At 41.9% G+C, this 15,380-nt stretch carries 12 protein-coding genes and 1 rRNA gene; 12 read left to right on the top strand and 1 reads right to left on the bottom strand.

The window, feature by feature from the left end:
- Positions 1 to 152: 152 nt before the first annotated feature.
- From rrf to ACFPZG_RS06905, 11 genes are all read left to right on the top strand, one after another.
- Positions 153 to 268 (top strand): 5S ribosomal RNA (gene rrf, locus ACFPZG_RS06955).
- A gap of 364 nt (positions 269 to 632) precedes the next feature.
- A complete protein-coding gene (locus ACFPZG_RS06950) occupies positions 633 to 1,451 on the top strand; it encodes a YihY/virulence factor BrkB family protein (RefSeq protein ID WP_317941195.1) in 819 nt (272 codons plus the stop codon).
- Positions 1,451 to 2,113: a response regulator transcription factor gene (locus tag ACFPZG_RS06945; RefSeq protein WP_317941194.1), complete on the top strand. Its 663-nt coding sequence runs from the start codon at positions 1,451 to 1,453 to the stop codon at positions 2,111 to 2,113. The genes ACFPZG_RS06950 and ACFPZG_RS06945 overlap by 1 nt, the downstream gene beginning before the upstream one ends.
- A 41-nt stretch (positions 2,114 to 2,154) precedes the next feature.
- Positions 2,155 to 3,489, top strand: coding sequence for a sensor histidine kinase (locus ACFPZG_RS06940; protein WP_381426448.1), 1,335 nt, complete (start codon positions 2,155 to 2,157; stop codon positions 3,487 to 3,489).
- A 70-nt stretch (positions 3,490 to 3,559) separates the two neighbouring features.
- Entirely contained in the window at positions 3,560 to 3,958 is a 399-nt protein-coding gene (locus ACFPZG_RS06935; RefSeq protein WP_283733350.1) for a hypothetical protein, read from the top strand.
- Positions 3,958 to 6,078 (top strand): MMPL family transporter, encoded by a 2,121-nt coding sequence (locus ACFPZG_RS06930; RefSeq protein ID WP_317941192.1) that lies wholly within the window; start codon positions 3,958 to 3,960, stop codon positions 6,076 to 6,078. Before ACFPZG_RS06935 ends, ACFPZG_RS06930 begins: the two co-directional genes overlap by 1 nt.
- A gap of 232 nt (positions 6,079 to 6,310) precedes the next feature.
- Positions 6,311 to 7,957: a peptide ABC transporter substrate-binding protein gene (locus ACFPZG_RS06925; protein WP_317941191.1), complete on the top strand. Its 1,647-nt coding sequence runs from the start codon at positions 6,311 to 6,313 to the stop codon at positions 7,955 to 7,957.
- 113 nt (positions 7,958 to 8,070) lie between these two features.
- Positions 8,071 to 9,006 carry an ABC transporter permease gene (locus ACFPZG_RS06920; protein ID WP_317941190.1) on the top strand — a complete coding sequence of 312 codons (936 nt, stop codon included), beginning with the start codon at positions 8,071 to 8,073 and terminating at the stop codon, positions 9,004 to 9,006.
- Complete coding sequence (locus tag ACFPZG_RS06915) at positions 9,006 to 9,929, top strand: ABC transporter permease (RefSeq protein WP_317941189.1); 924 nt, start codon at positions 9,006 to 9,008, stop codon at positions 9,927 to 9,929. Before ACFPZG_RS06920 ends, ACFPZG_RS06915 begins: the two co-directional genes overlap by 1 nt.
- Before the next feature lie 8 nt (positions 9,930 to 9,937).
- Positions 9,938 to 10,972, top strand: a complete 1,035-nt coding sequence (locus ACFPZG_RS06910) for an ABC transporter ATP-binding protein (RefSeq protein ID WP_381426447.1) — start codon at positions 9,938 to 9,940, stop codon at positions 10,970 to 10,972.
- On the top strand, positions 10,965 to 11,987 hold the full coding sequence (locus tag ACFPZG_RS06905) for an ABC transporter ATP-binding protein (protein WP_283733346.1): 1,023 nt from the start codon (positions 10,965 to 10,967) through the stop codon (positions 11,985 to 11,987). The genes ACFPZG_RS06910 and ACFPZG_RS06905 overlap by 8 nt, the downstream gene beginning before the upstream one ends.
- Positions 11,988 to 12,069: 82 nt before the next feature.
- On the opposite strand, the gene ACFPZG_RS06900 is transcribed toward ACFPZG_RS06905, so the two are convergent.
- Positions 12,070 to 14,205 (bottom strand): type IA DNA topoisomerase, encoded by a 2,136-nt coding sequence (locus ACFPZG_RS06900; protein WP_317941188.1) that lies wholly within the window; start codon positions 14,203 to 14,205, stop codon positions 12,070 to 12,072.
- Positions 14,206 to 14,447: 242 nt separating this feature from the next.
- On the opposite strand from ACFPZG_RS06900, the gene ACFPZG_RS06895 reads away from it, so the two are divergent.
- Positions 14,448 to 15,368 carry a DsbA family protein gene (locus tag ACFPZG_RS06895; RefSeq protein WP_317941198.1) on the top strand — a complete coding sequence of 307 codons (921 nt, stop codon included), beginning with the start codon at positions 14,448 to 14,450 and terminating at the stop codon, positions 15,366 to 15,368.
- The last annotated feature ends 12 nt before the right edge of the window (positions 15,369 to 15,380 follow it).

The raw sequence follows: 15,380 nt of genomic DNA, 5'->3' as shown, positions 1-15,380 counted from the left end.
TAGGTCCGGGGTGGAAGCGTGGCGACACGTGCAGCTGACGGATACTAATCGATCGAGGACTTAACCTTAAAGTTATGAAGTATGGTTGAACTTGAAGTAGCAACAATGTCTCTTTTATCCAGTTTTGAACGAACAAAATCGTTCTTACATAGTCTGGTGACGAAGGCGAAGAGGTCACACCCGTTCCCATCCCGAACACGGAAGTTAAGCTCTTCAGCGCCGATGGTAGTAGGGGGCTTCCCCCTGTGAGAGTAGGACGTCGCCGGGCAAAGACCATCCCTGTGGGGGTGGTTTTTTTGTGTTTAAAAAAATAAATATAGAGATCTGTCGAGATACTTCTTCTACGCTCAAGAATCTCCTCTCTGCGCTCAACACGTCTGCTCCCACGCTCAAGAATCCCGTCCTGCGCTCAACACGTCTGCTCCCACGCTCAAGAATCCCGTCCTGCGCTCAACATGTCTGCTCCCACGCTCAAGAATCCCATCCTGCGCCCAACACGTCTGCTCCCACGCTCAAGAACCGTCCCCCGCGCCCAACCTACCTCCAAAATCCCCTCCCTCTTTTCAAAATAAAATTTTTCCGCATTCCATTTCTTAATTAAGAATAGGGTATATTGAGGGAAGGAGGTGAGGATGTTGGTAATTCAAAAAGTACTATTACGTTTTTTAAAGGAACGCTTTTTTGATCAGGCGGCACAGACCGCGTATTATTTACTATTATCGATGTTTCCTTTCCTCATTTTCCTGTTTTCATTGCTCAGTTATTTACCCGTCAATGAAGAGACGTTTTTAACTTTCATTAAACCGTTTGCCCCTAGTGAGGCGTATCTAATCATTGAGCAGAATGTACGGTTGATCATTTTTAAAGTGCAAGGAAATGTTTTCTATACGAGTCTAATAATAGCTTTCTGGATTTCTTCAGTTGCTGTACAGTCGTTGGCCCGTTCTCTTGATCAGGCAAATGGCTATATAAGACGCTATGCATTTTGGAAAGTGTTAATCCGAGACTTAGGTGTAACTTTATTATTCATGTTAGTTCTTTCTTTGTCGTTGTTTCTCCCATTGGTGGAAAGGGCGTTACATGAACTGGTTACCTACTATGATGCGGTAGAACAGTGGAGAGGCTGGCTTTATATTTGGCCGTTAGTGAAGTGGGGATTAGGGACGCTATTCCTTATTCTGTTTTTCCTATTGTTTTACAAATTGGTTCCAACAGGTAGAATGAAAGTAAAAGAAGTTTTACCCGGAGCACTTTTTTCAGCAATTGGCTGGCAATTATTTTCCCTATTCTTTGGAAACTACGTGGCAAATGTTGATTATACAAAATTGTATGGCCAGTTGTCGGGAATCATATTGCTTGTTCTTTGGTTTTATTTTACTGCTGTCATCCTTATGGTTTCGGGACTTTTAAATGCAGAATTAAGGACTTCGGCTAAAAGGAAGGTAAGATAATGAGAATACTTGTAGTAGATGATGACATAAATATCTTGGAACTCGTAACTATTCATCTATCCCATGAGGGTTATGAAGTGATAAAGGCTGCCAATGGTTTGGAAGCGCTTGAGAGGATTGATGAGCAGTTTCCTGACTTGGCGGTCGTCGATGTGATGATGCCAAAAATGGATGGGTATGAGTTGACAAGAAGATTGCGTGAGATAGGGGATATCCCAGTCCTATTACTGACGGCAAAAGGTGAGTTAGAGGACAAGGAAAAAGGTTTTTTGGCAGGTTCAGATGATTATGTCGTTAAGCCGTTTGAGCCGAAAGAGCTGCTATTTCGAATTAATGCGATTCTAAGGAGATATGACAAAGCTGTAGATGTAATAATTCAAGTCGGTCCTTTGAGAATAAATCGGCAAAGCTATGAAGTGTCCATCGGGAAAAGAGTTCTTTTGCTACCTTTGAAAGAATTTGAGCTCTTATCAGTTCTTGCATCAAAGCCGAATCAGGTCTTTGAACGGAATTTCCTTATCGAACGGGTTTGGGGCTTTGACTATCAGGGGGATGAGCAGACGTTGAATGTTCATATTAAACGTCTAAGAGACAAGCTTGAGGGTATTAAGATAGCTACAGTCCGAGGGGTTGGCTATAAGCTTGAGGTCTTGGAATCATGAGGTCTCTATATGGGAAGTTTCTTTCCTTTACAACAGGAATCATGCTTACAAGTACAGTCATTGCATTTCTTGTAGTGAATACATATTATCATCAACAATTGAAAGAACAAAACGATACGAAGAATATGAATATCGCTCTCGCAATGGTGGAATATATTGAATCCGACGGACACTCCAATCTGGACAATTATTTCAAGACACAAGCGGTAGCGGGTTATAAGATTTTTGTTGTCGATGAAGATGGGGATGCAACAATGTATGGCGCTCCATTTCGGGTTGAAAACCTTAGGGCTACATCAGTCGAAAGGGTGTTAGGTGGAAAACCTTATCATGGTATGCGTGATTTAAAGGCGGAAACATTTATGACTGGTTTTTTTTCGGATGAATTGGCGAACACTGTAGGCGTTCCATTTACATACAATGATAAAACCTATGCGCTCTTTATGAGACCAGATCTTAAACTGCTTTTCACAGAAGTTCACATCTTATTGGGTGGCATGGTTATTGTAATGGCAGTTGTTAGTCTTCTATCGATGTTGATCGTCGCGAAGAAGCTGATTGAGCCAATTACAAAGCTGACAATAGCGGCGAAAAAGGTCGGTGAAGAAAAATTTTCGGGTACTCTTGATATTAGCCGTCGAGATGAGATTGGTCAGCTTGCTAAAAGCTTTCAGCACATGACAGAGAGACTCAGTGAAAATGACCGTATTCGCAAGGAGTTCATTAGTGATGTGTCACATGATTTCCAATCCCCTTTACTCAATATTAAAGGGTATGCAAACTTACTGATGGATAGTGAGCTACCGGAGACAGAGCGAAACAACTATGCAAAAGTCATTCAGTCAGAAACGGAACGTCTTTCTTCATTAACGAAACAATTATTGTTGTTAACGTCATTGGACCAATTGGAGTCTCCTTTGGACCCGAAAAGATTCAACTTGGATGGTCAATTAATGGAGATTATTCGTAGACATAGATGGTTGTTGGAGGAAAAGCAAATCTCTTTGGCAATGGAAATGGATGAAATAGAGTTTTCAGGTGATCCTGCCTTTCTTGAAAAGGTTTGGGAGAATCTGCTTTCCAATGCCTTGAAATACACTTCAACGGGCGGAGAGATTGAGATAAATCTTATAGATGATGAAGAAAATGTGTTATTCAAAATCCGGGACACGGGCGTTGGAATTCCCGAAGAGCATTTGAAGCGACTGTTCGACCGATTTTACAGGGTCGACCATTCAAGGACACAGGAAATAGAAGGTACTGGGCTTGGACTTTCCATCGTCCATCAGGTTGTAAAGCTTCACAGGGGAAATGTGGAGGTTGAAAGTCAAGAAGGGGTAGGCACTGTATTCATAGTGGTACTTCCAAAATTGTAATGTCTCGTTCATGTTCTGTTCATGTTGGCTCTTTACTATAAGGATAAACATAAAAACAGGAGGAATAGACATGCAGGAAAAATGGAGTATTCGCTTAATCCGCATTTCAGCAATATTTGGGATTATTGGTGCGTTTTTAGGATCCCATATGGCAGGGGCAGGCTCGTATGCATTTCGTCCAATCCATGCGCATATTCTTTTAGTTGGATGGCTATCGGTATTTGCATGGGGAGTGTTCTATAGAATCTATAAAGTACGGGCAAAAAAAATGGTTGCAGCGCATGGATGGACAGCAATCATCGGTTCAATCGGTTTGACTGCAGGCATGTGGTTACAATTCATGAAGCCGTTCGATGTGAATGAAACGTTTGCGCTTATCTTCTATATAGTAGGAGGAAGTGTCCTACTTGTCAGTTTTGTATTATTTGTTTTGATTACATTTCTTATTGAGAAAGAAGGAAGACGCTGATGACTGAAGGAAAATTAAAAGGAAGGCGGCTTTGGTGGTTCTCCATCGGTATATGGCTTTTGCTAACGGTCCTGCTTTCTGCTCTTGCACCGGGCAGTAAGGAAAATGTAATTGCTAATAAAGACTTCGGTTTACCAACAGATGCACCGTCCATTGTAGCTTCCAAACAGCTTGAAAAGTATTTTCCGAATGAGGGTGGCATCCCGCTTTTTGCCGTATTCCATAAGGATGGCATACTTTCCGATGAAGAGCTTGTAGGTTTTGCCGAAGCAGTTGAATCTGTGAAAGATGATACTGTATTTGATGAAGTGGAAGTTATTCCATTATCTAAATTACAGCCAAATCTACGCGCTTCTTTTCTATCGGACAATGGGGAAACATTCTTTATCCCTTTAGGCTTGCCGAAAGACCTTGAAGGAAAAGATTTGCATAACCTAGTAAAGTCCATTAAGGAGTTAGTAGGGCCCCAAGTCAATGAAACAATCGAACTCTCGTGGACCGGACCCGCTGGCATCGCTTCAGATGCGGTCGAGCTATTTAGCCAAGCGGATATTGTATTGTTATTATCAACGGTTGGACTTATTTTAGTATTACTATTAGTCATTTACCGTTCTCCTTTATTGACACTCATCCCGTTACTTGGAGCGGGCATTGTATATGCAGTTGTCGATCGAGTCGTTGGCTTTGCGACAGCACAAGGTTGGTTTGGTGTAGATAGCCAGGCGTTGTCGATAATGACAATCTTGCTATTTGCGGTCGTCACGGATTATTCATTGCTTATTTTTTCACGCTACCGTGAGGAATTGAAGACTCATGAGGATGCTAATGCCGCTATGCGCGAAACGATGAAACATGTGAAGGAGCCTATTTTCTTTAGTGGGAGTACAATTGTATTAGGTGTCGCAACGTTGTTTTTCGCTTTGTATGAACCGTACCGTAATTTTGCACCAGTATTTGCAATTGCGGCAGCTGGGATGCTGATTGCAGGTCTGACTTTATTGCCAGCATTGTTTGCGGTTATCGGAAGAAAGGCATTTTGGCCGGTCATCCCGAAATACGGTGATGTGACAGTTGAAAAGAAATCAATCTGGGGCAAAGTGGCGAATGTCGTTACGAAAAAGCCTTTGCAATTCATGATTCCAATTCTTTTGCTTCTTGTATTAGGTGCATGGAATATGACGAACATGAAAGAATCGTATGATCTTATCGCTTCTTTCCCGGAAGATCTTTCGTCCCGCGTTGGATATGAGAGGTTAGGGGCTGATTTTTCGGAAGGAAGTTTGGCACCTAGCACATTGCTTTTTGTCTCTAAGCATGAATTAGGCATGGAAGAGATGAAAACAGTTATTGATAAGATAAAAGAGAATCCAGCTATTGCTGATGTAACAACACAAGGCAATCCAGTAAATGAAGATGGTAAAGCTGCGAAGTTCTCGATTATATTTAAAGGTAATCCATATGGAACGGAAGCATTCGATGGTTTACTCAAGCTTCGCGAAGACAGTAAGAGTATCCTCGAGGAAGCGAATTTATCGGATACTGAAATGTATATTTCGGGTGAAACAGCAATCAATGCGGATGTGAGGGATATCAATGGTAGGGATACTTGGATTGTCATGATTTTAATGACAGTTCTAATCACATTCATGTTAGGCTTCCAAACAAGATCGATTATCGCACCGATTTATATGATTGGTAGCATATTGCTCTCATTTGTAGCTACACTTGGCCTGTCATACTTCTTATTCGAAGTTTTTCTTGATCTTGATGGGATCAACTATCGTATTCCACTCTATGCTTTCGTGTTTTTAGTTGCACTTGGCGTCGATTATTCCATCATGCTGATTGCAAGGATCCGGGAAGAGTTGAAGGTGATGCCTTTTGACGACGCTGTTCGAAAAGGATTAGAGCGTACTGGAGGAGTCATCAGTTCCGCAGGTGTAATCTTGGCTGCAACATTCCTTGTGCTTGCGACTATGCCGATATACGAATTGAAGCTGTTTGGCTTTATCATGGCGCTTGGTATCCTGATTGACACCTTTGTCGTAAGACCATTGCTCATTCCTGCGGTCTTAGTGCTGTTAGGAAAGAAATGGAGTTTTTGGCCAAAGAAAATATAAATAAAATAAAACGGTTTTCCTGTTAAAGGGAAAGCCGTTTTAATTTTGATTCGAGGTCGGGTAGATTTATTGAAAGCAGATTTGTCGAATTTTGTTGTTATTTATCGGATATTTTGGAACCGTCGTAATCTTCAAAACTTCTGATTGAAAATAAGAGAAACGGAGGTATAATAGTTTATAGGGTATATTGATAATTTCAATATATCAGAAAAGGATTGAAAGGGGATAGGAAATGTTAAAGAGAAAATGGTCAATTTTATTAGTTTTAGTATTAAGTTTCAGTATGGTCTTAGCTGCGTGTGGGGACGACAAAAAGGCCGGAAAAGATTCATCAAAAGAACCGTCAAAAGATGAATTGGCCGCTGACCAAACACTAAACGTGAACGTGAGAGAGGAGCCGCCTTCCCTACATCCAGGTTCCGCTACGGACACAACTTCAGGAGCAGTGTTAAACCAAGTTTTTGAAGGTTTAATGCGTGTAAACCAACAAGGTGAAGTAGAAGAAGCAATGGCGGAAAGCTATGAGATGTCAGAAGACGGATTGACGTATACTTTTAAAATTCGTAAAGATGCAAAATGGTCAAATGGTGATCCAGTTGTGGCTGGCGACTTTGAATATGCATGGAAATGGGTATTGAACCCTGCCAACGTGGACACTGATTACGCCTATCAAATGTATATGATTAAAGGCGCCGAAGCTGCCAAGGAACAAGGCGGCTCGTTGGACGATATTGGCATTACCGTAAAAGATGATCACACATTGGTTGTAGAGTTAGCGCAACCGACTGCGTATTTCATAGATTTAACAGCATTCCATACATTCTTCCCTGTTAACGCTAAAGTTGTTGACGGAAAGAGCGATTGGGCACAAGAAAAAACGGATAACTATGTTACAAACGGTCCGTTCCTATTGGATTCCTGGAAGCATAAAGACAAAATTGTTCTTAAGAAAAACCCTGAATACTGGGATGCAGATACAGTTACATTGGAAACAATCAATATGTTCATGATCATGGATGAAAATACTGCGAAACAAATGTACGACAAAGGTGAGTTGGATTGGTTGGGTTCACCAACGGACTCTATCCCGCTTGCTGCAATTTCACATTATAAAAAAGAAGGCACATTAAATATTTCAGCACTAGCCGGCACATACTACTACGCATTCAACGTTGAGGAAGCGCCGTTCAATAACGTGAATATCCGGAAAGCGTTTGCAATGGCGATTAACCGTAAAGGCATTGTAGAAAACATTACAAAAGCTGAACAGCTACCGGCAATGGCGCTTGTTCCACCAACGATCTTTGAGGAAAATGCTAAAGGATACTTTGGAGATAATGATGTAAATGAAGCGAAAAAGTTATTGAAGAAAGGCTTAAAAGAACTTGGCCTGAGCGAGTTGCCGACTGTTAAGCTTTCCTACAACACAAGTGAAACCCATGGTGCAATCGCTCAAGCTGTGCAAGATATGTGGAAGAAAAATCTTGGGGTAAGTGTTGAGCTTAATAACGAAGAGTGGGGCGTATACCTTGACTCAATGGGTGCAGGAAACTTCCAGGTTGGCCGAATGGGTTGGATTGCCGACTATAATGATGCTATCAACTTCTTGGAAATCTTTGAAACTGTTGGCGGAAACAACTATACAAATTGGGAGAACAAAGAGTACCAAGCATTACTTAAAAAATCAAGAACAGAAACAGACGTAGCGGCTCGTGAGAAGATTTTACGTGATGCAGAAGCGATTTTCATGGAAGAACTTCCATTATCGCCTATTTACTACTATACGAACGTATGGACAAATAATGACAAAGTTAGGAACATTGAAGTTTCACCACTTGGCGTTGTGCAATATAAGTGGGGTTGGATCGCCGCTGAATAAGGTCCAAACTTTAAATGTTAATAGGATTTATAGGGGGTGATTCGCTTTCACCCCCCTTTTGTGTTTAAAAGAAATAAAGTTCATAACCTTATAGACTTCGGGGGTGTTATCATTTGGTTAAATATTTGCTAAAGAGGGTTGGGTATATTATCGTTTCCCTTTTTTTTATTATAACTATTACTTTTGCGTTAATGAAACTAGCGCCGGGCGGACCTTTTACGTCTGAACGGAAGACTTCTCCTGCAATCGAACAACAAATGATGGACGCATACGGATTGAATGATCCAATCTACAAACAGTACTTTGATTACTTGATCAATGCCGCTACCTTTGATTTTGGCCCATCGTTTAAATACGAGGGACAACTAGTCACGGATATTATAAAAAGAAGCTTGCCGTATTCTTTAGTCCTTGGATTGGAAGCAATATTTTTGGCACTTGCATTCGGGGTCTTATTTGGTGTAATCGCAGCGTTTTATCATAATAAATCCGGAGATTACTCCGTGATGGTTGTAGCGATACTTGGAATATCTGTACCAAGTTTCGTATTGGCCACGATTTTACAATATATCTTCTCCATCCAATTATCTTTGCTGCCGATTGCCAGGTTCGATTCATTCGCACATACAATTTTACCGGCAGTCGCTCTGGCAACGACGCCTCTTGCTTTCATTGCACGATTAATGCGTTCGAGCATGCTGGAAGTTATGAATGCCGATTTTATTAAAACAGCAAAGTCAAAAGGGTTATCAGGAGCAGTCGTTATTTACAAACATGCTTTAAGAAATGCCATATTACCGGTAGTTTCTTACATGGGCCCTTTAGTTGCCGGCATATTAACCGGAAGCTTCATTATCGAGAAAATATTTGCGATTCCTGGTTTAGGAAATGAGTTTGTTGTCAGTATTACAAATCGGGATTACACAGTAATTATGGGAACGACTGTTTTCTATAGTGTCCTTTTACTCGTTTCGATCTTGATAGTCGATTTTATTTATGGATTGGTTGATCCAAGGATAAAACTGTCGGGTAAGGGGGCGAGAAGTTAATGGTACAAGCAAATATAAAACAATCCGACTTTGAAACATTGTTAGTAGACCAAGCGGCGGCAGAGCAAATTGTCGGTGAAAGTACGTCTTACTGGAAAGATGCTTGGAGGCGTTTCAAAAAAAATAAATTAGCACTTTTCGGCGTTGCTGTCATTATCTTTTTAGCAATTATGGCTTTTATTGGAGGACCCATTTCTGGGCAAAGTTACGATGACACAGATTTAATAAATGCAAACCAGACACCATCCGCGGAGCATTGGTTCGGAACAGACAACTTGGGTAGGGATGTGTTTGCACGCACTTGGTACGGGGCGAAGATTTCATTATTCATCGGTTTAATGGCTTCATTGATTGACTTGATTATTGGGGTAATTTGGGGAGCTGTTTCCGGATTTTTTGGCGGGAAAGTGGATGAATATATGATGCGTGTTGCTGACATTCTATATGGCGTCCCGTATCTTTTAGTTGTAATCCTCCTAATGGTCGTAATGCCCCCAGGGTTATGGACAATGATTATTGCAATGACCATTACCGGATGGATCAGTATGGCCAGAATTGTGCGTGGGCAAGTAATGCAACTGAGATCTGAGGAGTATGTGTTGGCTTCAAAGTCTCTCGGAGCGAGTAATTCCAGATTGTTATTCCGACATTTAGTGCCAAATACAATTGGGCCAATTTTAGTGACATTGACGTTGACCATTCCAACAGCGATATTTACAGAAGCGTTTCTAAGTTATTTAGGTTTAGGCGTACCTGCGCCTCGCGCGAGTTGGGGAACGATGGCATCAGACGCACTGCCGGCATTCCAATACACTCCACACCAACTCTTTTTCCCGGCATTTTTTATCTGTTTAACCATTCTTGCATTTAATGTCATTGGAGATGGATTAAGAGATGCACTGGATCCAAAAGAGAGTAAATAAGGGGGCAGATGAACGTGAAAAAAATATTAGACGTAAATGACCTATCGGTATCCTTTGAAACGTACGGTGCAGATGTCCAGGCCGTTCGTGGAATTTCTTTTGAACTGAATGAAGGCGAAACATTGGCGATTGTAGGGGAATCCGGCTCGGGAAAAAGTGTTACGGCACATTCCATTATGCGGATTGTGCCAATGCCCCCGGGAAAGTTTGTCGGCGGTTCAATCATGTTCAATGGGGAAGATTTAACTAGAAAAACGGAAACACAAATGCAAAAAATCCGTGGAAAAGAAATCAGTATGATTTTCCAGGACCCTATGACTTCTCTTAATCCAACGATGACGGTCGGAAACCAAATCGCAGAAAGTTTAATCAAACATCAAAAAATGACTAAAAAAGAAGCGCATCTGAGAGGAATTGAATTGTTGAAAGTTGTAGGGATACCGAACCCTGAAACCCGGATTAAACAGTATCCCCACCAATACTCTGGGGGTATGCGTCAACGTGCGATGATCGCAATTGCATTGGCGTGCAATCCTAAAGTCTTAATTGCAGATGAGCCGACAACAGCATTGGACGTGACCATACAAGCCCAAATTTTAGAGCTAATGCGTGAGTTACAAGTAAAAATAGGAACTGCAATCATTTTAATTACACATGATTTGGGCGTAGTGGCAAGTGTAGCGAGCCGAGTGGCAGTAATGTACGGCGGGAAAATTGTAGAGACCGGTAATATAGATGAAATCTTCTATAATCCCAAACATCCGTATACTTGGGGACTATTAGGGTCTATGCCCAAATTAAATAGCAGGAAAGAGGAACTGCTTGCAATTCCTGGCTCTCCGCCGAACTTAGCAGATCCTCCAAAAGGCTGTCCTTTCGTGACAAGATGTCCGTATGCAATGAAAGTGTGCAAAGAACATATGCCGGAACACACCCATTTGTCTGATACCCAACAGACGGCGTGTTGGTTACTTGATGAACGTGCTCCTAAAGTGGACATCCCGGAAACGGCGGTTGTGGGAGGGAAGAAAGCTCATGTATAAAAATCGAGAAAAACTGTTGGAAATTAAAAATCTAAAGAAGCATTTTCCTATGGGCAGGAACACAATTTTAAAAGCAGTGGATGGAATCACTTTTGACATTTATAGAGGGGAAACGTTTGGCTTAGTTGGGGAATCCGGTTGTGGAAAATCCACTGCGGGCAGAACAATTATGGGGCTTTATGAGGCAACGGACGGCGAAATCTACTTTTTAGATGAAGATGTACATGGGAAGAAAACGAAAAAGGAAATGAAAAAGTTTAATAGAAATATGCAGATGATTTTTCAAGATCCTTATGCTTCTTTAAATCCTAGAATGACAGTTAAAGATATTATTGCCGAGGGATTGGACATTCATGGCTTAGTGAAAAGTAAAAAAGAACGAACCAATCGTGTAAATGAGTTGCTTGAGACTGTCGGGCTGAACAGTGATCATGGAAATAGATATCCGCATGAATTTAGCGGCGGGCAACGTCAACGAATCGGCATAGCAAGAGCGCTTGCTGTCGATCCTCAATTTATCGTAGCGGATGAACCCATTTCAGCATTGGATGTGTCCATTCAAGCTCAGGTTGTAAACTTATTAAAAAAGTTACAAGTCGAACACGGACTTACCTATTTGTTTATTGCACATGATTTGTCAATGGTAAAGCACATAAGTGATCGAGTAGGAGTAATGTACTTAGGCAGCATGGCTGAAGTAGCGCCGAGTGATGAGCTGTACGATAGTCCACTGCACCCTTATACGCAGGCGTTATTAAGCTCAATTCCGACTTCTGATCCAGAGGTGGAAAGATCCCGTGAAAAAGTAACGATTAAGGGAGATATACCGAGCCCGATAGACCCCCCAAGTGGCTGTCGTTTTAGAACACGATGCCCATACGCCAAAGATGTATGTGCGAAGGTGATTCCAGAGTTAAATGAGTACAAAAATGATCATTGGGTGGCATGTCATATTTACAGTGACGAGTACGGTGCAGAGTTTGAAAAACCTAAATTCTCGGTTGGAGTAGTATAATTGAAAGAGTTCATTCTTAAGTGCCTAAGCTGTATAAGAGTAAGAAAATCCACTTGTACCTCAAAGGCTCAAGTGGATTTTGTTAAGTAAACACTAAATTTATTTTCCCATCCTCCAAGGAAAGGCATGCATCGAATTTATTGCCATTATTCGCGGTAAATCCTTTTATGGTATTCGTTTTCCCACTCGTACATAGAAGCTTCACTTGTGTAGGTGTAAGCTTTTTCTTCAGGAAAATACCCGGGAAAGTCTGTTTACAGCCATTCTTATAATTACTGCATCCGTAAAACTCTTTGCGGGCTACAATCGTTCCAGTTTTACAAGTCGGACATGGAGCCACTTCCACTGCTTGATAGGAGCCTCGTGATTTGGACTGTCGTGGGGGAACCCTCGACGCATCAATTGGTTTTGCCTCTAACTGCTTCGGCACATCATCCAATAGTTTTGTGATGAACTTTGAAATACTATCGAGGAAATGCGGTCCGCTTCCTTCGCCGTTGCCGATTTTGCGCAAATAGGTTTCCCATTTCGCTGTCATCGATGGGCTGGCAAGAAGGTTTCCCTCAATTGCCTGACAAAGTACACGGCCTTTCTCTGTAATCGATACAATATTTTTAGATACACTAATATACCCATGCTTTTTTATCGTTTCGATAATCCCACTTCGGGTTGCTTCCGTCCCGAGTCCCTCAATCTCTTTTAGAATATCCGTTTCCTCTTTGTCTTCGACAAGCTTTCCGCATGTTTTCATCATTGCAATTAACTGACCTTCTGTATAAGGCTTAGGCGGCATTGTCTTTCCTTCTTTTATTCCGATATCGGATGCCACTGTTTCTTGAATGCGAAGTGGCGGCAAGGCAGGCTCGTCCTTGTCATCCTTAGACCGTTGGAATAAAGCCTTCCATCCTAAATCCCTCTCCGTTTTACCCGTCGTGTAAAACTCTAGGCCATTCACATCCGTCGTCACTTTTGTCTCCGTGTATAAGTAATCGGTATGGAACATGGCAAGTGTCGTTCGGACAACTTCCTCGTAAAGATTTCGCTCGATGGCGGACATCCGACCAACTACCGCTTGCGTGGGTATCTTCTTCGTCGGAATGATTGCATAGTGTTCCTGCACCTTCGAACTGTCGACATATCGTTTTTTCGGAGCAAGCGAAGCGACAGGGAATGGATGCCCGACTAATTGTTGGTAGTCTCCGACCTGGTCCTTCAAATAGGCAAATTCATTCGGTGTAATATGGCGAGCGTCCGTCCTCGGGTAGGTGACAAGCTTCTTTTCATATAGACCTTGCATCGTCTTCAGCACGTTTGCCGGGCTCATCTTCCATCGCCGGTTCGCCGTAGCCTGTAGGGTCGATAGGGAATGCAGCTGTGGTGGGGGCGTCCGCTTATCTGTATGTGTGACAGATGTAATCGTCCCTGGTGAATTCGGTTGTATTCCATGTTTTGCAAGAAGTTCCTGAATAAGCTCCCGTTTCGGCTCCTTCGCTTTTGCCTTTCCTTTATACGTACCATGTTCAGCTTTAAAAGTGGCTTCCACTTCAAAAAATGGTTCAGATACGAACGTCTCAATCTCTCGTTGCCGTTGATAGATTAAGTAAACTGTTGGAGTCTGCACACGTCCGATTGGAAACACTTCCTGGACCCCTTTCGCTTTCAACAAAAGCGTATAAAGGCGGGAAGCATTCATCCCGACAAGCCAGTCGCTGATCTGCCGGGCTTTCGCCTCTTCATACAGCTGCAGGTCCTTACGGTTATCCCGTAGGTTCTCAAATCCCTTCCGCACTTCATCCATCTCAAGCGAATTAATCCAAAGGCGCTTGATCGTCTGGTTGCGGGCACCTGTTTGATAATAAATGCTGTAGAAGATGTTCGATCCTTCCCGGTCCACGTCACAAGCATTAATGACCGTATCCGTCCCGCGAATCAGCTTCTTCACAATCTGGAACTGCTTGAATTTCCCCTTCGCCACTTGGAACTCGTAACGTTCCGGCAAGATCGGCAGACTACCAAGCGTCCAACGTTTCCAAGCGGGATTGTAAGCATCCGGCTCCTTCAACTCGACCAAGTGGCCGACTCCCCATGTAATGTACGCACCTGCCGGGAAGATTGGGCATGGGTTGATCTCAAGATAGCCCTCATGCTTTCGCACAGAAAAAGCATCAGCATACGCTTTTGCTTGGGATGGTTTTTCAGCTAGAATGACAGGCTTCATCAATACACCTCTTTACCATTTTAATGAAACGTAGGTTCTTATATTAGTATTATCGCATACACGGTAGGGATAGTCATTCCATAATCACCACACCTACTTTTTAAACACTTTCTGCAAAGTGTTGGATAAACGACAAATCGATAAAACTATTGGTGTCGGTTCTCTTCATTGTGGCTTAATATTTAGTCATAAGGTAAATAAATGTAAAAAAACTTGAATGGAGGAGAAGTAAATTGAAAGACATGAATAATATGGTTTGTGATATGGAAACAGGTGTCTGCGGAGTAGCTGGGGAAGAAGAAATGGAAGTCATTGATTTTAATCAACCGGAAAAAACAATTAGACTTTATTATGTGACGGATCCTATTTGTTCTCATTGTTGGGCAATTGAACCTGTATTTGGCCGCTTTATAGAACAGTACGGAAATTACTTTGAATTACACACAGTTATGGGTGGTTTGCTGGAAAAATGGCATGACGGACCAATTGATCCTGCAAACGGTATTTATAAACCAGCTGACGTTGCCGGTCATTGGAGAGAGGTAGGGGAACACTCAAGAATGCCGATTGATGGTTCTTTAATGATTGATAATCCAGTACAATCTTCATATCCGGCTTCACGTGTGTTTAAAGTTATCCAAAAAAACCATGGCGATGAAAAAGCGAATGAATATTTACGCCGTGCAAGAGAAGAACTTTTTGCTTTCAATCAAAACGTATCGGATCAATCCGTCCTCATTGAGATTGTAAGTAAACTTGGTCTGGATGGAAAAGCTATCGTAACAGAAGCTGAACAGCCAATTGGACAACAATTATTGAATGAAGACTTTGCTTTAGTAAGAAACTTGGGCGCAAGAGGTTTCCCAACTATTATTATGATGAATGAGGAAAACAAAGGTGTCAAAATTGTTGGTGGCCGCCCGTTTGAATACTATGTTGAAGGACTAAAACAAGTTCTTAACAAAGAGGAACTGCAACCTAAGCAACAGACACCACTTTCTGCGTTACTTAAAAAAGAAAAAACTTTATTCTCGAAAGAAATTGAAGTAATGTACGATGTAGAGAAATCTGACGTTGAATCTTTCATTAAAAAAGAGCTTTCTTCAGATGAATATCAAGCGAAGCAAGTTTTAGGGGAGTTCTATTTTACGGCAACAGAATAATACGAAGAATTA

Origin of the sequence: Sporosarcina thermotolerans (assembly GCF_042658975.1) — a bacterium.
Taxonomy (GTDB): Bacteria; Bacillota; Bacilli; order Bacillales_A; family Planococcaceae; genus Sporosarcina; species Sporosarcina thermotolerans.
The sequence above is the reverse complement of the archived record's forward strand: the minus strand, read 5'-3'. Positions and strand labels throughout refer to the sequence as shown.

What these genes read in the sequence shown, in the direction of transcription:
- ACFPZG_RS06910 (WP_381426447.1), top strand. Translation starts at nt 9,938, where the DNA reads ATGAACGTGAAAAAAATATTAGACGTAAATGACCTATCGGTATCCTTT.
- ACFPZG_RS06940 (WP_381426448.1), top strand. Translation starts at nt 2,155, where the DNA reads ATGCTTACAAGTACAGTCATTGCATTTCTTGTAGTGAATACATATTAT.
- ACFPZG_RS06900 (WP_317941188.1), bottom strand. Translation starts at nt 14,205, where the DNA reads ATGAAGCCTGTCATTCTAGCTGAAAAACCATCCCAAGCAAAAGCGTAT.
- ACFPZG_RS06905 (WP_283733346.1), top strand. Translation starts at nt 10,965, where the DNA reads ATGTATAAAAATCGAGAAAAACTGTTGGAAATTAAAAATCTAAAGAAG.
- ACFPZG_RS06915 (WP_317941189.1), top strand. Translation starts at nt 9,006, where the DNA reads ATGGTACAAGCAAATATAAAACAATCCGACTTTGAAACATTGTTAGTA.
- ACFPZG_RS06930 (WP_317941192.1), top strand. Translation starts at nt 3,958, where the DNA reads ATGACTGAAGGAAAATTAAAAGGAAGGCGGCTTTGGTGGTTCTCCATC.
- ACFPZG_RS06950 (WP_317941195.1), top strand. Translation starts at nt 633, where the DNA reads ATGTTGGTAATTCAAAAAGTACTATTACGTTTTTTAAAGGAACGCTTT.
- ACFPZG_RS06935 (WP_283733350.1), top strand. Translation starts at nt 3,560, where the DNA reads ATGCAGGAAAAATGGAGTATTCGCTTAATCCGCATTTCAGCAATATTT.
- ACFPZG_RS06925 (WP_317941191.1), top strand. Translation starts at nt 6,311, where the DNA reads ATGTTAAAGAGAAAATGGTCAATTTTATTAGTTTTAGTATTAAGTTTC.
- ACFPZG_RS06945 (WP_317941194.1), top strand. Translation starts at nt 1,451, where the DNA reads ATGAGAATACTTGTAGTAGATGATGACATAAATATCTTGGAACTCGTA.
- ACFPZG_RS06895 (WP_317941198.1), top strand. Translation starts at nt 14,448, where the DNA reads ATGAATAATATGGTTTGTGATATGGAAACAGGTGTCTGCGGAGTAGCT.